Source organism: Microbacterium nanhaiense, from assembly GCF_014646015.1.
GTDB classification, from domain to species: domain Bacteria; phylum Actinomycetota; class Actinomycetes; order Actinomycetales; family Microbacteriaceae; genus Microbacterium; species Microbacterium nanhaiense.
The window spans coordinates 134,387-159,919 of the sequence record NZ_BMMQ01000003.1 but is presented as its reverse complement, the minus strand read 5'-3'; the positions used below and the strand labels follow the sequence as shown (position 1 = coordinate 159,919).

Genomic DNA, 25,533 nt, shown 5'->3' with positions numbered 1-25,533 from the left:
GCAACACTATCCGCAGCCACCGACAACCGAACGAAAGGTCGCGATGAGCCTGCTCTTCTCGCCATTGACCATCCGCGGAACCACCCTGCAAAACCGCCTGTGGGTGTCGCCCATGTGCATGTACAGCGCGCAGGACGGCGTCGTGAACGACTGGCACCACGTGCATCTCGCGCAGTTCGCGTCGGGAGGCGCGGGCCTCGTCATCTCCGAGGCCACCGCGGTCGTGCCGGAAGGCCGCATCTCGCCCGAGGACGCCGGCATCTGGAGCGACGAGCAGGTCGAGGCGTGGCGTGCGGTGACGGCGTCGATCGCGGCTCGCGGCTCGGTCGCCGGAATCCAGCTCGCCCACGCGGGCCGGAAGGCGTCGACGTTCTCGCCCTTCTCCGGCGGATCCGGATCCGTCCCCGCCGCCTCGGGCGGCTGGGTCGCCGAGGCGCCCTCCCCGGTTGCGTACGACGGCCTGTCCGCTCCGGTCGAGATGGCCGTGTCGCGGATCCGCGAGGTCGTCGAGGCGTTCCGCACCGGCGCGCGCCGAGCCCTCGACGCGGGCTTCGAGGTCCTCGAGATTCACGCCGCGCACGGCTACCTGCTGCACGAGTTCCTCTCGCCGCTGTCGAACGAGCGCGCCGACGAGTACGGCGGATCGCTGGAGAACCGCGCGCGCTTCCTCCTCGAGGTCGTACGGGCGGTGCGCGCGGAAGCGGGCGAGAACGTTCCGCTCTTCGTGCGCTTCTCCGCGACGGACTCGGCACTCGGCGGCCTCGTCGTAGACGACGTCGCGCTCGTCGCGGAGTGGGCCGCCGAGGCGGGCGCCGATCTCTTCGACGTCTCGACGAGCGGTCTCGTCGCACACCAGCAGATCGATGTGTTCCCGGGATACCAGGTGCCGTTCGCCGCACGCGTGCGCGAGCACACGGGGGCGCTGACGGCCTCCGTCGGCATCATCACGAGCGGTGCCCAGGCGGAGGAGATCCTCGCCTCCGGCCAGGCGGACGTGATTCTCGCGGGCCGCGAGTGGCTGCGCGACCCGCACTTCGGCCTGCGGGCCGCCTCGGAGCTCGGCGAGGACCCCGCCGCGCTCTGGCCGCCGCAGTACATCCGCGCCCACCGCGCCTCCTGAGTCGCCGACGAAGAAGGCACGGCGGCAACGACGAAGCGGCCGGATCCCGAGGGATCCGGCCGCTTCGCGTTCTCAGCGCTTCAGGGCGCGGCGGAGCAGGTCGGCCTGCTCGGCCTGGTGCACCTTCGACGAACCGGTCGATGGCGCCGCGGCCGCGGGGCGGGACACGACCGTGATCGGCCGGCCCACGGGACCCTGCACCCACTGCTGGATGAACGGCCAGGCGCCCTGGTTCTCGGGCTCGTCCTGCACCCACACCAGCTCGGCGTTCGGGTACTGCGACACGACGTTCGTCAGCGCGTCGATCGGCGCCGGGTAGAACTGCTCGAGGCGCACGAGCGCGATCGACGGGTCGGTCGTCTTCTGCAGCTCGGCCGCGAGATCCCAGTGGATCTTGCCCGAGTGCAGCAGCACGCGCGTGACCTGGCTCTTGTCGATGCCGCGGTCGTCGTCGAGAACCGTGCGGAAGCTACCGGTCGCGAAGTCGGCGACCTCGCTCGTCGCACCACGCAGCCGCAGCATGGCCTTCGGAGTGAAGACGATGAGCGGGCGGCGCGGACGCGAGTACGCGTGACGGCGCAGCAGGTGGAAGTAGGACGCCGGCGTCGAGGGACGGGCGACCGTCATGTTGTCCTGCGCGCAGAGCTGCAGGAAGCGCTCGATCCGGGCAGACGAGTGGTCGGGGCCCTGGCCCTCGTAGCCGTGCGGCAGCAGCAGCACGACGCCCGACTCCTGGCCCCACTTCTGGTCCGCCGCCGAGATGAACTCGTCGATGACCGACTGGGCTCCGTTGACGAAGTCGCCGAACTGCGCCTCCCACAGCACGAGTGCGTTCTTGTTCTCGACCGAGTACCCGTATTCGAAGGCAAGCGCCGCGTACTCGCTGAGGAGTGAGTCGTACACGCTGAAGCGCGCCTGGTTCTCCGACAGGTTGGTCAGGGGCAGCCACTCCTGGCCGTTGACGCGGTCGTGGAACACCGCGTGACGCTGCACGAAGGTTCCGCGGCGCGAGTCCTGACCGACGAGGCGAACGGGGGTGCCCTCGAGCACGAGCGAGCCGAGAGCGAGGAGCTCGCCGAAGCCCCAGTCGATCTTGCCCTGGCGGCTCATCTCGACGCGCTTGTCGAGCAGCTGCTTCAGCTTCTGGTGAACCGTGAAGCCCTCGGGGATGTTCGCGTGCGCGTCGCCGATCTGCGCGACGACGTCGGCGCCCACGCCCGTCTGCTCCGGCTCGCCCTCGATCTCCGGGCGGAGCTGATCCGGGGTGACGACCGGGATCGCACCCGTCTCGGCCGCGTGCGTCTCCGCGAACGCGACCTCGAGGCGATCCTGGAAGTCGGCCTTGGCGGCCTCGTACTCCTCCTCGGTGATGTCACCGCGGCCGACGAGCGCCTGCGTGTAGAGGCGTCGCACCGAGCGCTTGTTCTCGATGAGGCCGTACATCAGCGGCTGCGTCATCGACGGGTCGTCGCCCTCGTTGTGACCGCGGCGGCGGTAGCACACCAGGTCGATGACGACATCGCGCTTGAACTTCTCGCGGTACTCGAACGCGAGCTCCGCGGCGCGCACGACCGACTCGGGGTCGTCGCCGTTGACGTGCAGGATCGGCGCCTCGATCGTCTTGGCGACGTCGGTGGCGTACTTCGAGGTGCGCGAGTCCTGCGGGAGCGTCGTGAAGCCGACCTGGTTGTTGACGACGACGTGGATCGTGCCGCCCGTGCGGTAGGCGCGCAGGTTCGACATCTGCAGGGTTTCGACGACGACGCCCTGGCCGGCGAAGGCCGCGTCGCCGTGCACGAGGATGGGCAGCCACGGGAACGTGCCCGCCGGGTACTCGTCCTGCTTCGCGCGAACGATGCCCTCGAGCACGCCGTCGACCGTTTCGAGGTGCGAGGGGTTCGCCGCCAGGTAGACGTCGATCTCCTTGCCGTTCGAGCCGCGGAAGGTGCCCTGGGTGCCGATGTGGTACTTCACGTCACCCGAGCCGCGCTTGTTTCCGGGGAGTGCGCCCTCGAACTCGCTGAAGACCTCGCCGTAGGTCTTGCCCGCGATGTTCGTCAGGACGTTCAGGCGGCCGCGGTGGGCCATACCGATCGCCGCGCCCGCGAGGCCTGCATCGGCGGCGCCGTCGATGATGCGGTCGAGGAGCGGGATCAGCGACTCGCCGCCCTCGAGCGAGAAGCGCTTCTGCCCAACGTACTTGGTCTGCAGGAAGGTCTCGAACGCCTCGGCCTGGTTGAGCTTGCCGAGGATGCGGAGCTGCTCGTCGTGGTCCGGCTTCTCGTACGGGCGCTCCAGCTTCTCCTGGAACCAGTCGCGCTCCTCGTGGTTGCGGATGTGCATGTACTCGATGCCGATCGTGCGGCAGTACGTGTCGCGAAGCACGCCGAGGATGTCGCGCAGCTTGGCCTGGCGCTTGCCGCCGAAGCCGCCCACGACGAACTCGCGCTCGAGGTCCCAGAAGGTGAGGCCGTGCGACTCGATCTCGAGGTCGTGGTGCTCGCGCTGCACGTACGCGAGGGGGTCGATGTCGGCCATCAGGTGACCGCGCACGCGGTACGCGTTGATGAGCTCCTGCACGCGCGCGGTCTTGTCGACGCGCTCCGCGATGTCGACGGAGACGTCGGCGTTCCAGCGGATCGGCGCGTAGGGGATCCGCAGCGCGGCGAAGATGTCCTCGTAGAAATTGCTGCCGCCGATGAGCAGCTGGTGGACGACCTTGAGGAACTCACCCGAACCGGCGCCCTGGATCACGCGGTGGTCGTAGGTGCTGGTGAGCGTGATCGTCTTGCCGATCGCGAGCTCGTTGAGCGTCTTCTGGCTCGCACCGGCGAACTCCGCCGGGTAGTCGAGCGCTCCGGCGCCGATGATGCAGCCCTGTCCCTGCATGAGGCGGGGCACCGAGTGCACGGTGCCGATGCCGCCCGGGTTCGTAAGCGACACCGTGGTGCCGGCGAAGTCGGCGGCCGTGAGCTTGTTGGCGCGAGCCCGCTTGACGAGGTCCTCGTATGCCACGAGGTACTCGTTGAAGGTGAGCGTCTCGGCCTTCTTGATGCTCGGCACCATGAGGGCGCGCGTGCCGTCGGGCTTGGGCAGGTCGATCGCGATACCGAGGCTGACGTGCGCCGGGGCGACGACGCTCGGCTTGCCGTCGATCTCGGCGTAGTAGACGTTCTGGCTCGGGAAGGCCTTGAACGCCTGGATGAGTGCCCATCCGATGATGTGGGTGAACGACACCTTGCCACCGCGCGTGCGCGCCATGTGGTTGTTGATGACGATGCGGTTGTCGATCATCAGCTTCGCGGGAACGGTGCGCACGCTCGTCGCGGTCGGGACCGAGATCGACTGGTCCATGTTCTTCGCGAGCGTCTTCGGCAGCCCCTTGAGGACGGTGACCTTGTCCTCGGCGGGCTCGGCGACCTCTTCGGTCTTCTTCGCGACGGGCTGCGCGGGGATCGGCGCGGCGGCGGCCGGCTTCGCCGTCGTCTTTGCGACGGGCTGCGCGGGCGCGGGCTTCGACGCGGGCTGCGCCGCGGGCGTCGTCGGCGGTGCCGCGGGTGTTGTCGGGGCCGCGGCTACGGGAGCCGCCGGTGCGCCGCCCTGAGTGGCGGCGTACTGCTCCATGACGGGCCACCACTCCTTGTCGACGGTGTTCTTATCCACCTTGTACTGCTGGTAGAGCTCGTCGACAAGCCATTGATTGGCCCCGAAGTCTCCCTCACTCGATGTACCGACACCCGTCACCTGACTCGACACGGCCAGATCGCCCACTTTCATCGATGAATGTTGCTCGACGTTTGCGCCTGGTAGTTAGACGCAAGCCGTTGTCCAGCGTAACTCAGTCGAGCTGGGTTAAGGCGCGACGCCCCGGTGACCTCGTCCCGTATGCTAGGAGGACTATGGACGACCCTCCGAGTTGTAGATCCGCTTCACGTCATTCATCCCCAGTCGCCCGCGTGCGTCGGAGCACCAAGGCAGGTGCACGACAGCGGTGATGGACTGGATCATGCTGGCCATCGGTGTCGTACTCATCTTCGGCACCGGAATCTTCGTCGCCAGCGAATTCTCCCTCGTCAACCTCGACCGAGCCGACCTCGAGTCCCGCAGGGAACGCGGTGAGAGCGGGCTGAACGCCACGATCTCCGCGCTGCGCCACACGTCGACGCACCTCTCGTCGGCCCAGCTCGGTATCACCCTCACGACGCTGCTCACCGGATACACGATGGAGCCCGCGCTCTCGCGCCTGCTCTCGCCGTTGCTCGGCGCGTGGCTCCCCGACGCCGCCGTCGCAGCCATCGGCACGATCGTCGGCATGGCGATCGCGACGATCGCCTCAATGATCCTCGGCGAGCTCGTGCCGAAGAACTTCGCCCTGGCGCTCCCGCTGCACACGGCGAAGATCGTGGCCCCGCTGCAGATCGCGTTCACGACGGTCTTCCGCCCGGCGGTCGCCGCGCTCAACGGAAGCGCGAACGGCATCCTGCGGGCGGTCGGCATCGAGCCCCAGGAGGAGCTCTCGGGCGCGCGCAGCGCTGAGGAGCTGTCCAGCCTCGTGCGCCGAAGCGCCACCGCGGGCCTCCTCGAGGAAGACACCGCGACGCTGCTCGATCGCTCGCTCACCTTCACGCGCCTCTCGGCCGGCGACGTCATGACGCCGCGCCCGCGCATGCACGCCATCGGGGTCGGCGAGTCCGCCAACGACATCATCGTGCTCGCGCGCGAAACCGGGCACAGCCGATTCCCCGTGTACGACGACGACCTCGACGACGTCGTCGGCATCGTGCACCTCAAGGCCGCCGTCGCCGTGCCACGCGAGCGGCGCGCCGAGGTGCCCGCGGGCGCCCTCCAATCGGACGCGCTGCGCGTGCCCGAGACCGTCAAGCTCGACCAGCTGCTGGGCGAGCTGCGCACGCGCGGCTACCAGATGGCCGTCGTCGTCGACGAATACGGCGGCACCGCCGGCGTCGTCACGCTCGAAGACCTCGTCGAGGAGATCGTCGGCGAGGTGTCCGACGAGCACGACCGCCGCCGCGCGGGCGTCGTGCGCCACTCCGGATCCGTCACCTTCCCCGGTCAGCTCCGCCCCGACGAGGCGCGCGAACGCGTCGGCATCGTCGTGCCCGAGTCGGACGACTACGACACGGTCGGCGGATACATCATGAGCGCGCTCGAGCGCGTCCCCTCGGTCGGTGACTCCGTTCGAGTCGAACACGGATCCCTCGAGGTCGTCCGAATGGACTCGCGCCGCGTCGACCGCGTGCGCTACATCCCGGATCCCGTGCCGGAAGCCGCAGAAAGCGAGGACGAGCGATGAGCGACTGGGCTGGACTTGCATGGCTGGTCGTGCTGCTGCTCGGCAACGCCTTCTTCGTCGGCGCGGAGTTCGCCGTCATCTCCGCGAAGCGCTCCCAGATCGAGCCGCGAGCGGAGAAGGGATCGCGCGCAGCCAAGACCGCGCTCTACGCCATGGAGCACGCCACGGCGATGCTGGCGACCAGCCAGCTCGGCATCACGATCTGCTCGCTGCTGATCCTGAACGTCTCCGAGCCGGCGCTGCACCACCTCCTGATGGCACCCCTCGGCCTCACGGGCCTCGGCGAAGCCGCCGTCGACACGATCGCGTTCATCATCACGCTCGTCTTCGTGTCGTACCTGCACGTCGTCTTCGGTGAGATGGTCGCGAAGAACCTCGCGTTCAGCGTTCCCGACCGCGCGGTGCTGCTGCTCGCTCCGCCGCTCGTGTGGGTGTCGAAGGTGTTCCATCCCCTCATCTGGCTGCTCAACGGTATCGCGAACAGCATCCTGCGCCTGTTCCGGGTCGAACCGAAGAACGAGGCCAACTCGACGTTCACGCTCGAGGAGGTCGCAACGATCGTCAGCCAGTCGCGCCTCGAGGGCGTGCTCGACGACTCCTCGGGCACCGTCACCGCGGCGCTCGAGTTCACCGACAAGCACGCCTCCGACATCGCCGTACCGCTGACCGAGCTCGTGACGCTTCCGGAGAACGCGACCCCCGCCGAGATCGAGCGCTCCGTCGCCCAGCACGGCTACTCGCGATACGTGATCGTCGACGAGGAGGGCGAGCCGATCGGGTACGTCCACCTCAAGGACATCCTGCGCGCCTCCGACGAGCAGGCCGACGACCCCATCCCCGCCAAGCGCATTCACCACATGGTGCCGATGAACGAGACCACCGACCTCGAGGACGCCCTGGCGCTCATGCGCCAGCAGGGACGCCACCTCGGGCGGGTGCGATCCAGCAACGGCGACACGGTGTCGGTCCTGTTCCTCGAGGACATCCTCGAAGAACTCGTCGGCGAAGTCCACGATGCGACGGAGCGTTCCCGGCGTCGCTGACGCCGCGAACGCCCCGTCGCTCACGACAGTGCCGGTCTGCGTCCTTCGGACGCGCGCCTTCGGCGCCGAGCGTTCCCGGCGTCGCTGACGCCGCGAACGCCCCGTCGCTGACGCGCCGACGAGACACAAGAGCGCCGCCCCGGCCATAAGACCGGGGCGGCGCTCTTGTGCAGGAGGCTCAGTGCGGCTCGGCCTGCACGTCCTTCAGACTCGACACGATCCGGCGGCGAAGCTCGTCGGGGGCGACCTCTTCGAGGCATGCGCGCTGGATGGCGATCGTCATCGTGCGCGCGACGGTCGCCTCGTTCTGGCATCCCGGGCAGCTGTCGATGTGCTCGCGGATCTCGGCCTGCGCGGTCTTGCAGTAGTCCAGTTCCCCGCGCACGAACGCTTCCAGGTCGGCGCGTGCTTTCTCACACCCGCAATCGCTCACTTCTTCGCTCCTGTCTGTGCCGCGGTGATGCCTCGCTCTGCCGCGTAGTCCTGTAGTTTCTCCCGCAGCAGCTTCCTGCCGCGGTGCAGACGGCTCATGACCGTGCCGATCGGCGTCTGCATGATGTCGGCGATCTCCTGATAGGCGAAGCCCTCGACATCGGCGAGGTAAACGACCATGCGGAAGTCTTCTTTGAGCTCCTGCAGGGCGGTCTTCACCGCCGAGGACGGCATGTGATCGATCGCCTCCGCCTCGGCGGAACGATGACTCGACGAGGTCGTCGATTCCGCGCCGCCCAGCTGCCAGTCTTCGAGATCGTCAATGGCGCTCTGGTACGGCTCGCGCTGCTTCTTCCGATACCCGTTGATATAGGTGTTCGTCAGAATGCGGTACAGCCACGCCTTCAGGTTCGTGCCCTGCGTGAAGCGACTCCACGCGGCAAAAGCCTTCACGAAGGTGTCCTGCACGAGGTCAGCGGCGTCCTGCGGGTTGCGCGTCATGCGCATCGCCGCGCCATAGAGCTGGTCCATGAACGGTAGCGCCTGCTCCTCGAACTGGGTTCGCGGATCGGCGGGGGTGAGATCGATGTCGTCCATCTCTGGCCACATTACGCCGAGATCGTCGATGAGCCGCTGGGTATCGTCGGCGACGCACGTCGTGGATGACATAGGCTCTCCTCTCGAAAGTTCACTATGGTTGAACCGATGACCACGCGAGGCTATTCCCCGACATCCGCCGACGCCGCCGAGCGACCCGCGGGCCGCTACGACGCGCCCACCGCATCGGCGCCGCTCGAGGCCTCCGTGGAGGTCCCCGGATCCAAGTCGCTCACCAACCGCGAGCTGATCCTCTCGGCGCTCGCCGACACGCCCAGCCGCGTCCAGTCGCCCCTGCACTCCGCCGACTCGCAGCGGATGGAAGAGGCGCTCCGCGCCCTCGGAGTGAGCATCGAACGCGTTCCGGACACTGGATCCTTCGGCGACGACCTCAAGGTCACGCCCCCGCACACGCTCGCGGGCGGATGCACGATCGACAGCGGACAGGCCGGCACCGTGATGCGCTTCATCGCGCCGCTCCTCGGCCTCGCGTCCGGCGACGTACACCTCACGGCCGCGGACAACGCCCTCCACCGCCCGATGGGCACGATGATCAAGGCGCTGCGCGACCTCGGCGTCGATATCGACGACGGCGGCAGCTGGAGCCTCCCGTTCACGGTGCACGGGCGCGGACACATCCGCGGCGGCGAGCTCGAGATCGACGCCTCCGAGTCGAGCCAGTTCGTGTCGGGGCTGCTGCTCGCGGCGCCCCGCTTCGATGTGGGGCTGCACCTGATCCACCGCGGCGACCGCCTGCCGAGCGTGCCGCACATCGAGATGACGATCGAGACCCTCGCGCACAGGGGCGTGCACGTCGAACGCGTCGCGCCGGGCGAATGGATCGTGCCCGCGGGCGCCCCGCGCGGCAAGACGATCGACATCGAACCCGATCTCTCCAACGCCGCGCCCTTCCTCGCCGCGGCGATGGTCGCCGGCGGATCCGTGACGATCCCCGCGTGGCCCGCGCACTCGACCCAGCCGGGACACCAGTTGACGGAGATCCTCTCGCTGCTCGGCGGCCGCGTCACGCGGCGCGCCGGGGCGGTGACGGTGAGCGGCGGCCCCGTGATCCACGGCGTCGACCTCGATCTCTCCGCCGTCAGCGAGCTCACGCCGACGCTCGTGGGCCTCGCCGCGTTCGCGGACGGCCCGTCGTCGTTCACGGGCATCGGTCACATTCGCGGGCACGAGACCGACCGGATCGCGGCGCTCGTGCAGAACCTTCGCGCCGTGGGCTGCGGCGCCGAGGAGCTGCCGGACGGGATCCGCGTGGTCCCGCAGCCGATGCACGCCGGCGAGTGGGGCGCGTTCCACGACCATCGCCTGGCCACGACGGGCGCACTCGTCGGGCTGCGCGTGCCGGGGGTCGTCGTCGACGACATCGGCACGACCGCCAAGACCATGCCCCAGTTCGCAGCGCTCTGGCAGGGGATGTTGGGCGCGTGAGCGTGAGCTGGTGGGACGCCGACGACGAAGACGATGACCTCTTCGACGAGGGCGACATCCGAGTGCGCCCCAACCCGAAGGCGAACCGGCCGCGCACGAAGATCAGGCCCGCGCACGACGACGCCGTCATCGGGCGGATCCTCGGGGTCGATCGCGGACGGTACCGCGTCCTGATCGACGAGGACCTCGCGAGCGAGCACGAGATCACCGCCGCGCGGGCGCGGGAGCTGCGCCGCACTCCCATCGTCACGGGGGATCGCGCGAAGATCGTCGGCGACACCTCCGGCTCCGAGGGCACGCTCGGTCGCATCGTGGGCATCGAAGACCGCTCCTCGCTCCTGCGTCGCTCCGCCGACGACACCGACAACGTCGAGCGCGTCATCGTCGCGAACGCCGATCAGATGCTGATCGTCGTGGCAGCCGCCGACCCGCCGCCGCGCCCGCGCCTCGTCGACCGCTACCTGGTCGCGGCGCTCGACGCGGGGATCCGCCCGCTGCTCGTGGTGACGAAGACCGACCTCGCGGATCCGAGCGAGTTCCTTGAGCACTTCGAGGGGATCGACGAACTGAGGGTGTTCCGCTCGGCGCAGGACGCCTGGCCGGTCGAGGAGATCGGCGCCGCGCTCGAGGGGCACTCGACGGTCTTCGTCGGCCACTCGGGCGTCGGCAAGTCGACGCTCGTGAACGCCCTCGTCCCGGACGCGCGGCGGGCGACCGGACACGTCAACCAGGTCACGGGCCGCGGCCGCCACACCTCCTCGTCGACGGTGTCCCTGCGGTACCGTTCGGCGACCGGATCCGGCTGGGTGATCGATACGCCGGGCGTGCGCTCGTTCGGCCTCGGCCATGTCGACCCCGACAACATCCTCCGTGCGTTCCCCGATCTCGCGGAGGCCGCCGAGAGCTGCCCCCGCGGCTGCACGCACCTGCCCGACGCCCCGGACTGCGCGCTCGACGAGGCGGACGTCTCCCCCGCGCGCCTGGCCTCGCTGCGCGGGCTGCTGGAGACATTCGCCGGGCGCGACGACTACTGAACACGCGCCACGCGGGTACCGGCGCGCGTCGGCTGGCCCGCGGCCACGCCGCTCTCAGATGGGCGCGGATAGCCTGGTGGGATGACTTCCACGCGCCTCGAGACCGGTACCGTTGCCCCCGACTTCGCCCTCCTGAACCAGGACGGCGAGACAGTCAGGCTCTCCGACTTCCGGGGGCAGAAGGTCGTCCTGTACTTCTACCCGGCCGCGCTGACGCCCGGTTGCACGACGCAGGCGTGCGACTTCCGCGACTCGCTCGCCTCGCTGCAGGGCGCGGGTTACGCGGTCGTGGGCGTCTCGCGCGATGAGCCGGCGAAGCTCGCCCAGTTCGCCGAACGCGACGGGCTCACCTTCCCGCTGCTGAGCGATCCCGACGCCGCCGTGCACCGCGCGTACGCCACGTGGGGCGAGAAGATGAACTACGGCAAGCTCATCGAGGGCGTGATCCGGTCGACCTTCGTGATCGACGAAGAAGGTGTGATCGCACTGGCGAAGTACAACGTCAAGGCGACCGGGCATGTCGCGCGCCTGCGCCGCGAACTCGGCCTGGGGTGATTTGCCCGCCGAGTGAACGGCTGTTTACTCTGGGGGGATGACCTCCCCCGACTCGGATCCGATCGTCCGCGCCGCAGTGATGCGCTTCGCCGTCGAGGGCTTCGACGCTCCGCTGCGCGGCATCGGGGCGGACGCGGGCGTGTCGGCGGCGCTCATCATGAAGCGGTTCGGATCCAAGGAGGGGCTGCGCGAGGCCACCGACGCGTTCGTGCGCGCCTGGATCGACGAGGTGCGCGGCGGGAGCCTCGCGGACGCATCGAGCGCCGATTTCCTCGCGCAGCTCGCGACCCGCGAGGAGTACGCGGCGCTGGTGATCTATCTCGTGCACTCGATCCTCGATGGAAGCGACCTGGGCCGTGAACTCGTGGACGACCTCGTCGCCGATGCCGGGCGGACGCCCCGTCACGAGGTGATCGACGGCCTCGGCGGCTTCTTCCTCACGATGCTCCTGCGGGGCGATGATCCGACCGATCTGCCGACGCTGGCGCGCCGCTTTCTCGCGGAACGCGCGTAACGGGAAACCGATTTCCGGCTATGCTCCTGAGCATGACCGTCTCGAAGAAGAGCCTTATCCGATTCGGCGCACTCGCGCTGGCGACCATCACCGCGGGATCCCTCGCGGGCTGCTCCGCCGAGAGCGCGCCCGCCGAGCTCAGCGACGGCCCCGTCGCCATCAGCTTCACGTTCTGGGGCGGCGACGCCCGCGTGCAGGACACCGAGGAGGCCATCGCGGCCTTCGAGGCGGCGCACGACAACATCACGGTCGAGGTGCAGTCGGCCGACTGGACCGGGTACTGGGATCAACTGGCGACCCAGACCGCCGCCGGTGAGATGCCCGACCTCGTGCAGATGAGCGACCTCTACGTCTCCTCCTACGCCGACCGCGGCGCGCTGCGCGACCTCGAGGAACTCGATATCGACACCGCGAAGATCGACCCGGCCGTTCTCGACCTCGGACGCGTCGGCGGCACGCTCTACGGCATCACCCACGGCACGGGCATGTACGCCCTCGTCGCCAACGTCGACCTGTTCGAGAAGTACGGGGTGGAGCTGCCCGACGACGACACCTGGAGCTGGGACGACTACGCGCAGATCGCTCAGGAACTCACCGAGAAGAGCGGCGGCGAGATCACCGGATCCGACCAGACGGGCGGCTTCGACGTGCACGGGCTGCGATACTGGATCCGCTCGGCGGGCGGCGAGCTCTTCGACGAGGACGGAAACGTCGCGATGGATCCCGAGGCGCTCGCGGCCATGTGGCAGTTCGAGCTCGATCTCCAGGAGTCGGGCGGCATGCTGTCGGCCTCCGCGATCACCGAGAGCTTCAACGCCGGTATCTCGGGCAACGCGCTCGCGTCGAAGCAGGTCGCGCTCGGCGTCGCGACCGACAACCAGCTGACGGCGCTCGAGGAGTCGACTGGCTCCGAGCTGCGCCTGCTCAAGCTGCCCGAACCGGAGGGCGTGAAGCCGGCCTTCTTCGGTCCGACGATGTACTGGAGCGTCGCGTCGACGAGCGAGCACCCGGCCGAGGCGGCCCTGCTGGCAGACTTCCTCGCGAACAGCCAGGAGGCGGGCGAGATCATCCAGACCGAGCGCGGCCTGCCCGCCAACGGCGATGTGCGCGCGGCGATCTCGGCGGAGCTGCCGGAGGCCGCGCAGGCCGCCATCGAATACGAGGAGTCGGTCGAGACGGGCGACGCCCCGCTCGTGGCCCCCAACGGCGCCTCCACGCTCGAGACGATCCTGCAGCGCTATACGCAGGAGGTCCTCGCGGGCCAGCAGGCGCCGCTCGACGCGGCCGAGGCCTTCGCGGCCGAGCTGCAGTCTGAGATCGACAACGCCCGTTAGGGGTCAGCGCACCCGCAGCGCGGCGGCGAGGCGGGTGCGCACGTCGAAGACCTCGTTGCCGCCGATCGTGCGGGATCCGGGGATTCCGCGACGCAACGCGGCCGAGAGCGCGCTGCGCCGCACGGCCGCTGCGAGGATCCCGCGCACCTCACCGAGGATCGTCGCGGGCTCGCCCAGGTCGTCGTCGGGCAGGATCAGGATCACGCCGCCGAAGCGCACGCGCGCCGCCCGCGCGACGACGCGGGCGCGCCGCACGAGGTCGTCGACCGGCGTCGCGCCGCCGACCCCGGATCCGATCGGCTCGCCGCCGCGGAACCGGACGGGGCCGCCGAAGTCCTCCGAGGTGAGCGCGTAGAGCCCCGTGGGCCCCAGCACGACGTGGTCGAGCACATCTCCGTCGAGCTCGACGCCGTGCCAGGCGGTGAAACCGATGCCCAGGTGTTCGATCGCCGAGGCCGTCGCCTCCTCCGCGATGGCGTCGGCCAGCAGGCGCCGCTGCTCCCACGGCGCCTCGCGCACGACTCGGGCCGAGTACACGTCGTCATCGCCGGCCCACTCTCCGACCAGCCGGACGTAGCGCTCGCGCCGCCAGCCACCGGCGGTTCCGAAGCTTCTCGCCCCCAGGCGGGATCCCCGAGCGGCGGGCTTCTGCCGGGACCAGTGAGGCTCCCCCGCTCCACGGTCGTACGCCGCGCGCGACGACGCGGTTCCGAGGATCTCCCAGGCCCGCTGCACCTGGATGAACTCGGCCGCGTCTCCCCCGACGTCCGGGTGCGTGCGCCGGGCGCGCACGCGGTAGGCGCGCCGGATCTCCTCGTCGGCCGCGCCCGCGGGGACACCGAGAACCTCGTACGGCGAGGCCGACAGGGGGCTCGTGAACATTCCCCCAGGATCCCACACCGGCGGCGGCGCGCCGTTAGAGTCGGGGCAGGTCGACCGAAGGAGATGAGATGGCGCTCATTGCGGGCCTCAGATCGGCGGGCTTCGTCATCGCGACAGCATTCGGATTCATCTGGGGCGGAATCTGGAGCACGGGCCGCGTCGAAAAGCACGGGGAGCTCCTCGTGTTCCGGGGAATGCCCCGCTGGACGCATGCGCGCGGCGGGGTCTGCGTCGGTCGCTGTTACCTCACGCACGCGGCGTCGGAGAACCCCCGGGTGCTCGTGCACGAGCTCGTGCACGTCCGCCAATGGCGGCGCTACGGCCTGCTCCTGCCGGTGCTGTATGCGCTCGCCGGCCGGGATCCCTCCCGCAACCGCTTCGAGATCGAGGCCGGTCTGGAAGACGGAGGGTATGTGGGGCGCACGGAACGGTGAAGGGCCGGTCAGAGTTCTGACCGGCCCTCGTGTGGTGGACCTCCGTAGAGAGTTTGAGAACCCCTGCCCACACCTGAAAACCTTGTCTTTGCGCAGGTCACGGGGATTCTACGACCACGACCAGCGCTCCTCTGAGCCTACCGTTTCCGACTCAAGGGGGCGAGTGGTGCGATCACTTGGGATGGCTCAAACCCTCCTTCGCCCGGAGCAGGTCGACGATCTGGTAGCGCAGTACCGCGAGGGCGCAACGCTCGTGGAGCTGGCATCCGTGTTCGGCGTGAACCGCCGCACGGTCGCCACCCACCTCACCCGGCGAGAGGTGACGATCCGCCGTGGACGGTTCGATCCCTCCCGCATCCACGAAGCAGCCGACCTCTACCTCAGCGGGTTGACGCTGGTAGAGGTCGGCATGAAGGTCGGGGCGGGGCCTCAGGCTGTCCGGCGAGCGCTCGCTTCCCACGGCGTCGTGATCCGGCCTGGCGGGCGCTGTGGTTCTCGCATCACGGCATCCACTGCCGTGGGCGGTTGAGCCTAGACACGAAGAGCTGGCTCACGCAGGCTCGCTTCGACGCGCGAGTCGTGGCGCTGGTGACGACGGACCGCAGCCTCGCGCAGGCGCGCGCGGATGAGCAGAGCGACGCTCACGGGTCCCATGATGATGAACTTGAGTGCGTTCCAGCATGCCCAGAGGACAATCAGGTGGAGCCAGCCTGGGCCGCCGTCGGCTGCCGCGCCAGAGCAGATGCTGCCGATCAGGATGTACGGAAGCGCGACCAGCATCGCTGGTATCCCCCACTTGAGTCCGCGGCGGGTGCGGATGGCAGCGAGCAGTCGGTTGCTCGGCATGTAGCGGTGCAGATAGTCGCGGGTGTGAACGCTGAGCGTCCAGATAAGGCGGAACATGACGGGCCTCTCGTCACACGTGTTACTCCGTCGAGGAGGCAGAACGTGTGTGAGTGCCCGAAGGCCGTCCCGGAGGACCCGCAATATGAGGAGAACCTGCCTCACCATCCACTGTACGCCGGGGTCGCCGTTCACGGAACCCTCCGTCTCCCGCGTCGCCGCGCGCACCTCTCTGTAGGAGTGAGAGGAGCCGGCGATGACGATCTTGAGCCAGATAGTCCAGGACGAGCGCACAGCACGGATGGTGCTGTCGATGCTCGTCGAACCGGACGATGCCGTCACCGGTCGCCTCCTGGGCGAGCTCGGTGCACAGGAGCTGTTTCGGATCGCCGAGGGTGATGACGCGGTGCCGGGGCTCAGCACCGTTGACGCTCAAGTGTGGCGCGCCCAGTTCCAGCGCCCAGACACTCGGACGCTTGAAGAGAACCTCGTCGAAGCCGAGCGCGCCGGTACCGGCACGCTGATTCCCGGAGAGAAAGACTGGCCTTCCGCGCTCGACGATCTTGGCGACCGGCGGCCGTACGTCCTCTGGACTCGTGGCATGACCTCGTTTCTCGCGCGACCGCTCAACGATCTCGTCACGATCACCGGCGCGAGGGCCTCGACATCCTACGGCGAGCAGGTGGCCGGGCAGCTTGCCTCCGACCTCGCCTGCGCTGAGCGGATCATCGTGGCCGGAGGTGCCTACGGCATCGAAGGTGCTGCCCATCGCGCGGCGCTCGCGGCCGGTGGCGATACCATCGCAGTCCTTGCGAACGGAGTTGATCGCGCGTATCCGGCGGGCCACAGCGAGCTGCTCGGTCGTGTCGCTGATGACGGTCTGCTGGTCAGCGAAGTCGCACCCGGCGCAACGCCGACCCGCCATCGGTTCATCGCCCGTGCACGGTTGATGGCCGCACTGTCCACAGCAACGGTCGTGGTTGAGGCCGGCGCGCGATCGGGATCGATGAAGGTCGCGCAGGAAGCGCACCAACTCGGTCGCTCCCTCGTTGCCGTCCCCGGCCCCGTCACCAGCGCGACGAGTGTCGGGCCGCACCGGCTTCTGCACAGTGGGGAGGCCCGGTTGGTGGCCGGCTCGACCGACCTCGAACAGATGATCAGGCAGCCGGTAGGCAGCAGGGGTTCCGTTGCGGCGGTGCGAAGCCGACCTGCTCCCAGCGCTTCGCGTGATGCGCGAAGCGTCGTTGAGATGTGACAGCAAAGCTCTAAACCTGGGCTGCTCCCTCCCCGCGTTGTCGGTGGCCATCCCTACGCTTGTCATATGAGCTTCACTGCCCTCCACCGCGTTCTCGGTCGCGGCCCCGGTCCGTTGACGGACGAACTGCTCGATTCGGCTGTCGCGGCTGGTGCGACGGAGTCCGACGACCTGGACTGGAAGTCGGAGCTTCCACCTCAGAAGGGATTGCCGCAGACCGACTTCCCGAAAGACGTTGCGGCCATGGCGAACAGTGGGGGTGGCGTCATCGTCTTCGGCGTGCACGAGTCACAGAAGGCGGCGACCGGGCGTACCGACGTTGGCGACTTTGACGAGGGGTACGAGCGCTCCCTTCGCAGCGCGGCGATCACCGCGATCACGCCGCCTGTGTTCGGCCTGAACGTGTTTCGGCTGGGCTCGGCGGAAGGCGAGCGTGCCGTCATCGTTGAGGTGCCAGCCAGCGTCGATGGTCCGCATCTGATCTATAGGGGCGACTACTTCGGTGCACCCGTTCGGAACGATGCGGACACGGTGTGGATGAAGGAGCGTCAGATCGAGGCGATGTACCGTGCGCGCTTCGACGAGCGCCGCCACGCCACCGAAGTTCTGGACACGTTGTATGCGGAAGCAGCAGCCGGGCGAGATTCAGAGACGCGCGCCTGGCTGGTAGCAGTTGCCCACCCACGCCTCCCACGCGTCGGAAGTCGGCTCACGCGCGATGAAGCCCGTGAGATCCTCGCAAAGGCTGAGAGCCTTGCGCTCTTTTACGCGGGCCGCGGTGGCATTCACCCACTGGAGAGCGTCGACCGTCACAACCCGCGACCAGGCCTTCGTCGATGGGTGGCCGTGAACAGTGCGGCAGGTGAAGGCTCGGCGTGGAAGGAGGCCTGGGCGAGCATTCACCACGATGGATCAGTCACGATCGCAGCGGCCGTTGGGGGCCACCGCATGAGCAGCGACGGCTACTTCGATGGCTGGCAGGTCCAGTCCGCAGCCATCGAATGCGCGATGGCGGACCTCATGGCGCTGGTGCGCAAGACAGCGGAAGCGACAGGCGGCGGTGAGTACGACATCCGCGTCGGGATCGATTTCACTGGCGATCATCCGCTGACCATCTCAACGATCGACAACTTCGGCTATCACTACGACGGAGCCTCAGTCCCACTTCACCTGTACACGCCAGTCGAGTTCACGGTTAACGCGTCCGAGGCAGACTTGGACTTCTACTGGCACGTCCATGACCTCGCCCAGGACTGCGTGAACCAAGGCGGCATCTCGAACGTGCTGATGATCCAGCCGCCTGACCGCGATGCGCAGGAGACTGCTTGACGCGCACTGCCCTGTGGCCAGCACCAGTGGTCGAGCCAGACGGTGGTAGAAAACGGGGTCTACGGTCGAATGCGGCCCTGGACGCGCGCGCGTGCGCGTAGCCTGTCACGGACCTCTTCGTGGATGGTGTTGGAGGTCTGCTCCGCGGTCTCGGCGGAGACAACCAGCGCATATCGGATCGTGTTGCCTGCACGGAGTCGCTGGGCGTCGTCCATGCACTCGACATGAATCGGGAAGCTGTCTCCATCAACGAAAGACATGGCGCGAGAGCCCTGCACAATCTCGTGCTGAAGGCTTCCCCTCCGAACCGCGTTGTGCTCTGCATCGGAACGCTCGCCGCCTGCGAGGCTCGTGTCGGGTGTACTGAAGTAGACCTTCGCGCTGCGGTACCGAGTGAGCTGGCCGACCGTCGGAGCCATGAATGCCAGCGTGATGGTGAAGCGGTGCCATTCCGCTTTCGCTCGAAGCGAGGGAGGCAGTGGGAATCCGTAAGTATGGCGCTCGTTCCGTGCGATTTGACCGCCCGCGACGAGGACGGCTCGGTTGGACGCGGCTTCGCCGAGTCTGCTGAGGTCGAGGCGACCGTAGCCGAGCAGAGCCGTCAACTGCCGCCGAGCATCCTGGCCATTGAGACCAAGATCGTTGCGCAGGCTGTTCTCCCAAGCGCCCCAACTGCTTGCATGGGCAAGGAGAGCGCGCACGAGCAGCGGGTGGTATTGCGGATCAGGAAGCGGTGCGTCTTCGGGATCGCGGTTATCAGACTCAAGGAGGTCAAACAGCCTGCTGGCTTCACGGGTGACGAGCGCCGTCGCGTTACTGGTGCCGTTCGTGAACACCGTGCTGTTGGTAGCACCCCCGCGTCCCGGAGCGGCCACCTGCAAGCCGGGTCCCGTCGCGGCGGTGCGAGCCAGGCCGACGGCAACGTCAGTCTGACCGGGCAGCACGATGGGGCGCGTGTAGAGGGCGCGGCCTCCGGAGTGATGAAGGTCCGGCTTGACCGACCGATCGACACCGGGCCCAACCGACCCGTAGTGTGCGGGAGCGTCCGGGTTGGTGATATCCCACACCGTATCTGGAACTGCGATCTCGCCGAGGCCGTCTGAGTGCGTGGCACCGACGGTGAGGGCGTTCAGTGCATCGCCAGGCGGAAGGATGCCGCGTAGCAGCGCCGTCTCGAAGCCGACCCGCATTGCAGCCAGGCGAGCGGCGTCAGTGTCGTGCGCGGCATCGGCGGGGATCGTGAACTCGTCGGTGTGGTTACCCGCACTGACGACGAACAGCAGATTGTACGAGTGGGCGAGCCAGTCCAGCAGGCGCCCAATGGGGCTCATTCGACGCGTGAGTGCTCGTGTCTGTGCGCCTATGGAGAGGTTCACAACCCGGACGCTCGGCGCTGCGGCAGGCTGGTTCCCCTCGCCCTTCACAATCCGTCTGATCGCACGATGAAGGACGTCGGGGAGCAGACGATTCGGGACTACCTGCTCGTGCCCAGGCATGAACTCATGGGGCTGCAGGATCGGGCGCACGTAGAGAGGACGATCAAGCGCGGGACCGCCATCAGTGAGGTCGCCGTGAATGATGAGTGACGCCATGGCGGTTCCGTGGTGGCGAGCCGCGACGGGGTAGTTCTCACCAAGCCCATCAGGGTCATCGATCGAGAGCCGGCCTTGGAGCGTGTCGTGGTTGGTGAACGGCAGCCCGTCGAGCAGCGCGATCCGAGGCTTGCCTTCGACTCTGTCGCTGCGAGCAAGGTTGGTTTGAGTAACTGGCTCAAGAGTCCCTGGTGCAACGCTCATCGGGGTGAAGGGGCTGACGAACATGACGTCATCAGTCGTGAGAAGCCGAATGGCCGAAGCTCCGTTGGTCAACACGGACTGGACCTGCTGGATCGGGAGTTCAGCCAGGAGCGCGTGGTACTCGATCTCTCCGATCTGCGAGCGATCCAAGACTCGACCGGCGCTGGAAGTGATGACTTCCTCGACGTGCGCCTCGGCAGCCGCACGCTGGGCGGCATCACGCCTGTGCCAGAGCTCGACTTCGACGAGGACGGTGCTGACTGACTGACCGACCATGCTGAGAGTCTCTTCCCAGCGCTCTCGTAGACCAGTCTCACGGATGCGGTCCTCAGCGCCCCACCGACGTATCGCTGTCAGTTGCTGGAAGGCCGTCTTGAACTTGCCTAGCCCGTGCTCGAACGACGCGGACGGGTCGGCCTGCCATTGAGCGAAGAGCCGGAGTAGTTCGTCGATCGCCTTGGTGTTGGACATGACCAAGTACAGCGAGTGCGTGACGCGCTTGTCTGTCCGTCCAGCTTCACGCTCCGTCATGTGGAAATCGTCGTCGGGGTCAGATTGATCCCCGAGAAGCTCCGACAGAAACTCCAGGCCATCGATCCGGTTGATTGCGTTGCGGAAGTCCTTGACGCTTCCCGCCAGATCAAATACGACCACGAGTGCGGGGTCAATCTCCTCTGGGGTGTCGGCGCTCAGACGGGCACGTTCGGCTTCGAAAGCTGCGGCCAAGTCCTTGAACTGAGGAGTCAGTCGTTCACCTTGTCGCCCAGCGCCCGGCTTTGCCAGACGTGGAAGATCACGCGGCGTCTGGGTTGGCCGCGCCACAACCTCCGCCGGCCCGAACGCAAGGAGCGGTTTGCGCTCAACCGTCACCCTGCCGCCTGACCTCGGCGGTGTTCAAGCCGTTCTAGCACTATCCGGCGGATGTTGTCATCCGGGAGTTCCAGCACCGCGCGGCGGCGCACATCAAGTGCGAACTCTTCCAACTCGGCGAAGCTCGCCCCGGCCAACTTGTCGGCGAGGGTACGAGGAGCGAAACCGAGGTCGCCTCCGAGGCGTTCAGCAAGACGTTCGAGGAATCTCGTCGCCTGTGCGCGGCTAGGAGGTCCCAACTCCGTCCGAATCTGGAACCGTCGCCATGCCGCCCGATCCAGCAGCTCGCCGTGGTTGGTTGCGCCAACGAAGATCACGTGGGGTGGCAGTCTGTCGATTTGGAGCAGCAGTGTCGAAACCACCCGCTTGATCTCGCCGGTCTCGTGCTCGTCTGCTCGTTCCTTGGCGATGGTGTCCAGTTCGTCGAAGAACAACACGCAACGGCGGGTCCGCGCGAACTCAAACGCGTTGTCCAGCCGTGCGGCCGTTTCGCCGAGGAAACTCGACATGACTCCCTCGTAGCGGATCACGTAGAAGGGAAGCATCAGTTCTGCCGCGATCGCTTCCGCCACGCTCGTCTTGCCGTTTCCAGGCGGGCCAGACAGCAGAAGTCGGTTGCGCGGCTCAATACCGTAACTACGCAGAAGCTCGGCGCGCTTCTGCTCCTCGATCAGTTCGGTCACGACTCGTTGCGGGACGGGCGCAAGTTCGAGTTCATGCAGCCGACGGTTCGGTACGACCTCATGCACGAGATCGCGGATCGCTGCTGCTCGGTCGTCGCGGACGGGTCCCTGTCCCGTCGTCGTGATGAGTTGCGAGAGCCGATCGGCGAGAAGATGATGCTGGTTGGCGCGTTCTTCGGCGATGACGGACTCAACCAGCACCTTGAAGCGTTCCCGATCGCCGCGGCGTTCGGCCTCGACGAGGTCTAGGAGTAGATCAGCGCGCGCCATCGCCCCGCCTCCTTCAGCCGTGTGTCGTCATGTGGGTTTAAGTCTACTGTCGTGTGGCTCTGAGGCTACTTGGCCGCGCCGACATTCGCGGGTCCGCACCCCTGGGGTCGACACTGGCACTACATTGCCCGCGACGGCCCATCTCTCGACGGGCTTCGAGCTGCGTGAGCATCATCCACGGTTTCAGCGGCCACTCGCACTCGGTCGAGGGCTGCCCGCGCCCGCGCAGCGTCGATCTTCTGGACCGCCGACTCGGGTGGCGCGCCGAGGGGCGTGTCGTCGGTGACGCGGTAACGATCGCGGTAGGCGGCGATCACGCGCGCGGACTTGCGCCAGGCCGCAGCCCGTCGCGGTTCGGTGGGCCGCGTGCCGAGTGCCTTCGTCCACGGCACGCTCTCGGCCAGCGCGCCGTCGAGTACGGCGTCGGCGCGTGCCGCGATGAGCTCCTCTCGCTCGTCGAGAGCCGCTCGCATCTCAACATCGATGACGCCGTGCGCCTGTGGGATGAGGCCGGCGATAAGTCGCGTTGGCTTGCGGGTCCGGCCCGAGCCTGCGGGGCGGCCGGTCGCCCGCTCGACCCGGTAGTGCAGGACGGCGGCGATGTCGTCGGCGTCATCGAATCCTCGCGCGGCCACGAGGCGCGGCAAGAGCGCATCAAGGTTGTGATGGTTGGCCTCGGCGCGGCGAAGTTCAGCGGCAAGGGGGCCGAACGCCTCGGACTCGATCGCGCTCTCGGCCTGTTCGTCGGAGAGCCCGGAGCAGCGGATGAGGGCAGCCCAGCGGTCATGCTGGGCTGCGGCGGCGATGGTCTCGTACTCGGCGGCGAGCTGGGCGATCGAGCCCCACTGTTCCTGCTCGGCGACGATGGTCTCGTGCGCCGAGAGTTCGGCCCCGCTGTGCTGGAGAACGCCGTACAGCACGCTTCGCGCGGTGGCATGCGGGTCGTCGCCAGGGTGCAGCTGGGCATGGTAGTCGGCGCGGTCGAGAGTCACGTAGGCGTGGTTCGCGTGCCGCCCTCGGGTCATAGCGACGTAGAAGGTCTCCCTCGTCGAGGTCGGTTCGACCAACACGTGCGCACTGTCGGTCGTGATGCCTTGGGCGCGGTAGGCGGTGACTGCGTAACCGAGATCGACATGCTCGGCCACATACGAGGCCGGGAGGACGATGCGGCCGCCGAACCTGCGCCCACGCCTGCGAGCCTTGATGGTTCCGTCGTCGCCGACGGTGGTGCCGGTTCCGTAGTCGCGTGCGATGGTGATGGTCCCGTCGTCGCCGACGGCGGTGACGGTCCAGATGTCGCCGTTGCGTACCCAGTCCCGCCCGACCAGGGTGCGCAGTTCGCGCTTGTTGAGTCGCGTGATGATGGTGTCGCCGACGCCAGCGGCGGTGCCGTCGCGCAGCTCGACTTCGCGGTCGGGATTCAGAGTCTTGTTGAGGATCAGGTCGGCGCGGGCGCGACCGTTCAGCGCGGTCACGTCGTCGTGGGTTTCAGCGATCAGCACAGAAACGAGTCCCGCGTCGCGGTCGGCGCGCCATGCGTTGTAAGCCGCGTCGGTCATGGCCTCGGCGTCGCCATCGGCGATGCGCTGGTGGGCGAGGTAAGTGTCGATAGCCGCTGTGCGCCCGTGACGCAGCTCGAGTGAGGCGGTCTTCTCCCAGGCATGGGTGAAGCGGTGAACGTCGACCAGTTCGGGAGTGTCGGCCCGGTCTCTAGCGATCATCGCGAACGCGCCGCCGGCATCTACGGATTGCAGTTGGGCGTAGTCGCCGACAAGCAGCACCTTCGCGCCAGCGTCTTGGGCGAGGTGGGTGATGCGGTCCAGTGACAGGGTGCCGGCGAGGGAGGCTTCGTCGATGATGACGAGCTGGCCTGCCTCGAACGCGGTGCCGTGGATCAGGTGGTTCTGCCACCACTTCGCAGTGTTCTCCGTCGCGATTCCGAGGTCGTCGGCGAGGACCTGTGCGGCGACCGCTGACGGCGCGAGCCCGACGACGGAACCGGAGCCGTGCTGGGCTTCCCAGGCGCGGCGGAGCGCGTTCATTGCGGTGGTCTTGCCCGCACCGGCAGGACCGACCAGCACGTCGAGCATCCGACCCGACACCGCGATCCGGGTCAGGGCGTCGGCTTGGTCGTCGCCGAGCATCCGACCGTCCGCATCGGGACTGCGCGTGATCTTCTCGACCGTGGCAAGCGTCACCGTCGACCCGCCGAGGTTAGCTGCTCGTTCGAGAAGTCTGTCCTCGGCCGCGAGCTGGGACTCGGAGGTGAACACGGTCGAGCTCTTCGGTCGGAACACCGAGGTGCCGTCGGTCCGACGGAACACGACGGGCGAGGCGGCGAGTTCGGGCGGGGTCAAGCGAAGCGAAGCGAACTCGGCGGCATCGGCAACCATGGCGACGATGGCTTCCCGGTCGTGCATGGTGGCGAAGCGCCAGCCCATCGTCTGCCGGGATGCCTCGGCCATGAGATTCCAGCGTCGCCAGGTCGAGCGCTTCTCACCGACCACCTCGACGACCGAACGCCCAATCTCGCCAATGACAACGAGCGGTACGTCGTCGGCACGCAGCAGGAGCGGCTTGTCGTTGTCGGTCACCTCGCGCGCCCACGTCGTCGCATCCCGCCCCAACGACTTCGTGGCGCGCTCCCGCCATTCGACGGTGAGGTCAGCCAAGGACCGAACCTGCTTCTCGGGCCGAGTCGCGAGTGTGGCTTGAGCTCGCAATTTCATGATCGCCGCTGGTGTCGGGCGTCGTCCGTGCGCTGCGACGTACTTGGCGATGAGGCGATCGGTCTCGGCGTTGATGTGACGCGCGCGGGTAGAGAACTCGGCGATCAGTTCATCGGGCACTCCAGTGATCGCCCATGCAGGGTTGTGGTCGCGGCCCATCTCTCGGGCCTCCCATGAGACGCCGAAGGTGCGCGTCATGTGGTCGGCGAACACGGCTTCGTGGAGTTCGGAGAGCGCGACGACGGCGGTGTGCATGGGTCTGCCGTCGAGCGAGCGCCACTTCCCATCGAGGACGGTCTTGGCCTTGTTGCTGATGACGACGTGCGTGTGGAGGTGGGGGTCGCCGGCGCGGGAGTCGAAGTGATCGAAGGCGGTCGCGATGAGCCCGGTGACATCGACCTGCGCAACCGCGCCGTCTCCGGCGGTTGCGCCCGTGCGCGTGGCTGCAACCTCGCGTTCCATGAACGCAACCACCTCCGCAACCGCGCGATGATGCGCCTCGGCGATGAGTGCCTGGACCCCGGCGTCGGCGACTGCCCACAACACGCTCGCGGACTTCGGGATCGAGAAGGTGAAGTCGAAGCCCGCCACAGCACGCCGTGTACTTCGGGCTGTCTCCTCGGCAACGATCTGCGCGACGGCCTCTCCCTTGGCGCCGGGGGTCATCGTCGGTTCGAGGTCAGCGATCCGCGCTTCGATTCGCTGCTCCTGGCTCTTGTATGCCGCGAAGCCCAGGCCGAGCTTGTCGCCGGTGATCGGATCACAGCCTGTGCCCATCAGGAGCTGGAGTTGGTGTTCCGATACTCGGTCGCCCACCTGAATCTCGCCCTTGCCGAGGGCCGCTACGCCCGCGCCGAGCCAGCGACCAGGCGGGGTGCCGTCCTCCATGTAGTAGCGGGTAAGCGGCGTCGAGAGCGGTCGGTCTCCGTCGGCTGCCACGACGGTCTTGAGCAGGTACTTGTAGCCGTCACCTGCCGACATCACGCGCATCGAAACCGTCATGCCCACCTCCGCTCCTGCCGGGCAGGTGAGCACCCGCACCCGGTGACTTCT

20 protein-coding genes are annotated in these 25,533 nt (G+C 67.8%); 12 read left to right on the top strand and 8 right to left on the bottom strand.

The window, feature by feature from the left end; all coding sequences use genetic code 11:
• Positions 1-43: 43 nt before the first annotated feature.
• On the top strand, positions 44-1,120 hold the full coding sequence (locus tag IEX05_RS06465; protein ID WP_188700552.1) for an NADH:flavin oxidoreductase/NADH oxidase: 1,077 nt from the start codon (positions 44-46) through the stop codon (positions 1,118-1,120).
• Positions 1,121-1,192: 72 nt separating this feature from the next.
• On the opposite strand, the gene IEX05_RS06460 is transcribed toward IEX05_RS06465, so the two are convergent.
• Positions 1,193-4,876 (bottom strand): multifunctional oxoglutarate decarboxylase/oxoglutarate dehydrogenase thiamine pyrophosphate-binding subunit/dihydrolipoyllysine-residue succinyltransferase subunit, encoded by a 3,684-nt coding sequence (locus tag IEX05_RS06460; protein WP_188700794.1) that lies wholly within the window; start codon positions 4,874-4,876, stop codon positions 1,193-1,195.
• Between the two features lie 238 nt (positions 4,877-5,114).
• Between IEX05_RS06460 and IEX05_RS06455 the strand changes: the two genes are divergently transcribed.
• A complete protein-coding gene (locus IEX05_RS06455; RefSeq protein ID WP_188700551.1) occupies positions 5,115-6,434 on the top strand; it encodes a hemolysin family protein in 1,320 nt (439 codons plus the stop codon).
• Positions 6,431-7,477: a hemolysin family protein gene (locus IEX05_RS06450; RefSeq protein ID WP_188700550.1), complete on the top strand. Its 1,047-nt coding sequence runs from the start codon at positions 6,431-6,433 to the stop codon at positions 7,475-7,477. The genes IEX05_RS06455 and IEX05_RS06450 overlap by 4 nt, the downstream gene beginning before the upstream one ends.
• A gap of 178 nt (positions 7,478-7,655) precedes the next feature.
• On the opposite strand, the gene IEX05_RS06445 is transcribed toward IEX05_RS06450, so the two are convergent.
• Together IEX05_RS06445 and IEX05_RS06440 are read right to left on the bottom strand one after the other, a co-directional pair.
• The gene (locus IEX05_RS06445) at positions 7,656-7,862 is read right to left on the bottom strand and encodes an alpha-ketoglutarate decarboxylase (RefSeq protein WP_229661171.1); all 207 of its coding nucleotides are present in this window, start codon (positions 7,860-7,862) and stop codon (positions 7,656-7,658) included.
• Between the two features lie 44 nt (positions 7,863-7,906).
• Positions 7,907-8,518 carry a sigma-70 family RNA polymerase sigma factor gene (locus tag IEX05_RS06440; RefSeq protein WP_188700793.1) on the bottom strand — a complete coding sequence of 204 codons (612 nt, stop codon included), beginning with the start codon at positions 8,516-8,518 and terminating at the stop codon, positions 7,907-7,909.
• Positions 8,519-8,614: 96 nt separating this feature from the next.
• On the opposite strand from IEX05_RS06440, the gene aroA reads away from it, so the two are divergent.
• The 5 genes from aroA (at position 8,615) to IEX05_RS06415 (ending at position 13,389) form a co-directional block, all read left to right on the top strand.
• Entirely contained in the window at positions 8,615-9,952 is a 1,338-nt protein-coding gene (gene aroA, locus IEX05_RS06435; protein ID WP_188700548.1) for a 3-phosphoshikimate 1-carboxyvinyltransferase, read from the top strand.
• 2 nt (positions 9,953-9,954) lie between these two features.
• Positions 9,955-10,986 carry a ribosome small subunit-dependent GTPase A gene (rsgA, locus tag IEX05_RS06430; protein WP_188700792.1) on the top strand — a complete coding sequence of 344 codons (1,032 nt, stop codon included), beginning with the start codon at positions 9,955-9,957 and terminating at the stop codon, positions 10,984-10,986.
• Positions 10,987-11,067: 81 nt separating this feature from the next.
• Positions 11,068-11,541: a thioredoxin-dependent thiol peroxidase gene (gene bcp, locus IEX05_RS06425; RefSeq protein WP_188700547.1), complete on the top strand. Its 474-nt coding sequence runs from the start codon at positions 11,068-11,070 to the stop codon at positions 11,539-11,541.
• Positions 11,542-11,578: 37 nt separating this feature from the next.
• A complete protein-coding gene (locus tag IEX05_RS06420) occupies positions 11,579-12,055 on the top strand; it encodes a TetR family transcriptional regulator (protein ID WP_188700546.1) in 477 nt (158 codons plus the stop codon).
• Positions 12,056-12,087: 32 nt separating this feature from the next.
• Positions 12,088-13,389, top strand: coding sequence for an ABC transporter substrate-binding protein (locus tag IEX05_RS06415; RefSeq protein ID WP_188700545.1), 1,302 nt, complete (start codon positions 12,088-12,090; stop codon positions 13,387-13,389).
• 3 nt (positions 13,390-13,392) lie between these two features.
• Here the strand turns inward: IEX05_RS06415 and IEX05_RS06410 are convergent, their stop codons facing one another.
• The gene (locus IEX05_RS06410) at positions 13,393-14,271 is read right to left on the bottom strand and encodes a J domain-containing protein (protein ID WP_188700544.1); all 879 of its coding nucleotides are present in this window, start codon (positions 14,269-14,271) and stop codon (positions 13,393-13,395) included.
• A gap of 68 nt (positions 14,272-14,339) precedes the next feature.
• On the opposite strand from IEX05_RS06410, the gene IEX05_RS06405 reads away from it, so the two are divergent.
• Positions 14,340-14,705 (top strand): Fe-S oxidoreductase, encoded by a 366-nt coding sequence (locus IEX05_RS06405; protein WP_188700543.1) that lies wholly within the window; start codon positions 14,340-14,342, stop codon positions 14,703-14,705.
• Between the two features lie 181 nt (positions 14,706-14,886).
• Positions 14,887-15,234 (top strand): helix-turn-helix domain-containing protein, encoded by a 348-nt coding sequence (locus IEX05_RS06400; protein ID WP_229661170.1) that lies wholly within the window; start codon positions 14,887-14,889, stop codon positions 15,232-15,234.
• Between the two features lie 2 nt (positions 15,235-15,236).
• On the opposite strand, the gene IEX05_RS06395 is transcribed toward IEX05_RS06400, so the two are convergent.
• On the bottom strand, positions 15,237-15,608 hold the full coding sequence (locus IEX05_RS06395) for a hypothetical protein (protein WP_054682923.1): 372 nt from the start codon (positions 15,606-15,608) through the stop codon (positions 15,237-15,239).
• Between the two features lie 196 nt (positions 15,609-15,804).
• Between IEX05_RS06395 and IEX05_RS06390 the strand changes: the two genes are divergently transcribed.
• Both IEX05_RS06390 and IEX05_RS06385 read left to right on the top strand, forming a co-directional pair.
• The gene (locus IEX05_RS06390) at positions 15,805-16,803 is read left to right on the top strand and encodes a DNA-processing protein DprA (protein WP_188700542.1); all 999 of its coding nucleotides are present in this window, start codon (positions 15,805-15,807) and stop codon (positions 16,801-16,803) included.
• Positions 16,804-16,869: 66 nt separating this feature from the next.
• Entirely contained in the window at positions 16,870-18,132 is a 1,263-nt protein-coding gene (locus IEX05_RS06385; RefSeq protein WP_054682927.1) for an AlbA family DNA-binding domain-containing protein, read from the top strand.
• Positions 18,133-18,191: 59 nt separating this feature from the next.
• Here IEX05_RS06385 and IEX05_RS06380 read toward each other — a convergent pair whose 3' ends face one another.
• The 3 genes from IEX05_RS06380 to mobF form a co-directional block, all read right to left on the bottom strand.
• Positions 18,192-20,798, bottom strand: a complete 2,607-nt coding sequence (locus tag IEX05_RS06380) for a S8 family peptidase (protein ID WP_188700541.1) — start codon at positions 20,796-20,798, stop codon at positions 18,192-18,194.
• The gene (locus IEX05_RS06375; RefSeq protein ID WP_054682932.1) at positions 20,795-21,751 is read right to left on the bottom strand and encodes an AAA family ATPase; all 957 of its coding nucleotides are present in this window, start codon (positions 21,749-21,751) and stop codon (positions 20,795-20,797) included. The genes IEX05_RS06380 and IEX05_RS06375 overlap by 4 nt, the downstream gene beginning before the upstream one ends.
• A gap of 119 nt (positions 21,752-21,870) precedes the next feature.
• Positions 21,871-25,482, bottom strand: coding sequence for a MobF family relaxase (gene mobF / locus IEX05_RS06370; protein ID WP_229661169.1), 3,612 nt, complete (start codon positions 25,480-25,482; stop codon positions 21,871-21,873).
• Positions 25,483-25,533 lie beyond the last annotated feature (51 nt).

What these genes read in the sequence shown, in the direction of transcription:
- IEX05_RS06465 (WP_188700552.1), top strand. Translation starts at nt 44, where the DNA reads ATGAGCCTGCTCTTCTCGCCATTGACCATCCGCGGAACCACCCTGCAA.
- IEX05_RS06455 (WP_188700551.1), top strand. Translation starts at nt 5,115, where the DNA reads ATGGACTGGATCATGCTGGCCATCGGTGTCGTACTCATCTTCGGCACC.
- IEX05_RS06450 (WP_188700550.1), top strand. Translation starts at nt 6,431, where the DNA reads ATGAGCGACTGGGCTGGACTTGCATGGCTGGTCGTGCTGCTGCTCGGC.
- IEX05_RS06440 (WP_188700793.1), bottom strand. Translation starts at nt 8,518, where the DNA reads ATGTGGCCAGAGATGGACGACATCGATCTCACCCCCGCCGATCCGCGA.
- aroA (WP_188700548.1), top strand. Translation starts at nt 8,615, where the DNA reads ATGACCACGCGAGGCTATTCCCCGACATCCGCCGACGCCGCCGAGCGA.
- bcp (WP_188700547.1), top strand. Translation starts at nt 11,068, where the DNA reads ATGACTTCCACGCGCCTCGAGACCGGTACCGTTGCCCCCGACTTCGCC.
- IEX05_RS06420 (WP_188700546.1), top strand. Translation starts at nt 11,579, where the DNA reads ATGACCTCCCCCGACTCGGATCCGATCGTCCGCGCCGCAGTGATGCGC.
- IEX05_RS06415 (WP_188700545.1), top strand. Translation starts at nt 12,088, where the DNA reads ATGACCGTCTCGAAGAAGAGCCTTATCCGATTCGGCGCACTCGCGCTG.
- IEX05_RS06410 (WP_188700544.1), bottom strand. Translation starts at nt 14,271, where the DNA reads ATGTTCACGAGCCCCCTGTCGGCCTCGCCGTACGAGGTTCTCGGTGTC.
- IEX05_RS06405 (WP_188700543.1), top strand. Translation starts at nt 14,340, where the DNA reads ATGGCGCTCATTGCGGGCCTCAGATCGGCGGGCTTCGTCATCGCGACA.
- IEX05_RS06400 (WP_229661170.1), top strand. Translation starts at nt 14,887, where the DNA reads ATGGCTCAAACCCTCCTTCGCCCGGAGCAGGTCGACGATCTGGTAGCG.
- IEX05_RS06395 (WP_054682923.1), bottom strand. Translation starts at nt 15,608, where the DNA reads ATGTTCCGCCTTATCTGGACGCTCAGCGTTCACACCCGCGACTATCTG.
- IEX05_RS06390 (WP_188700542.1), top strand. Translation starts at nt 15,805, where the DNA reads ATGACGATCTTGAGCCAGATAGTCCAGGACGAGCGCACAGCACGGATG.
- IEX05_RS06385 (WP_054682927.1), top strand. Translation starts at nt 16,870, where the DNA reads ATGAGCTTCACTGCCCTCCACCGCGTTCTCGGTCGCGGCCCCGGTCCG.
- IEX05_RS06375 (WP_054682932.1), bottom strand. Translation starts at nt 21,751, where the DNA reads ATGGCGCGCGCTGATCTACTCCTAGACCTCGTCGAGGCCGAACGCCGC.
- mobF (WP_229661169.1), bottom strand. Translation starts at nt 25,482, where the DNA reads ATGACGGTTTCGATGCGCGTGATGTCGGCAGGTGACGGCTACAAGTAC.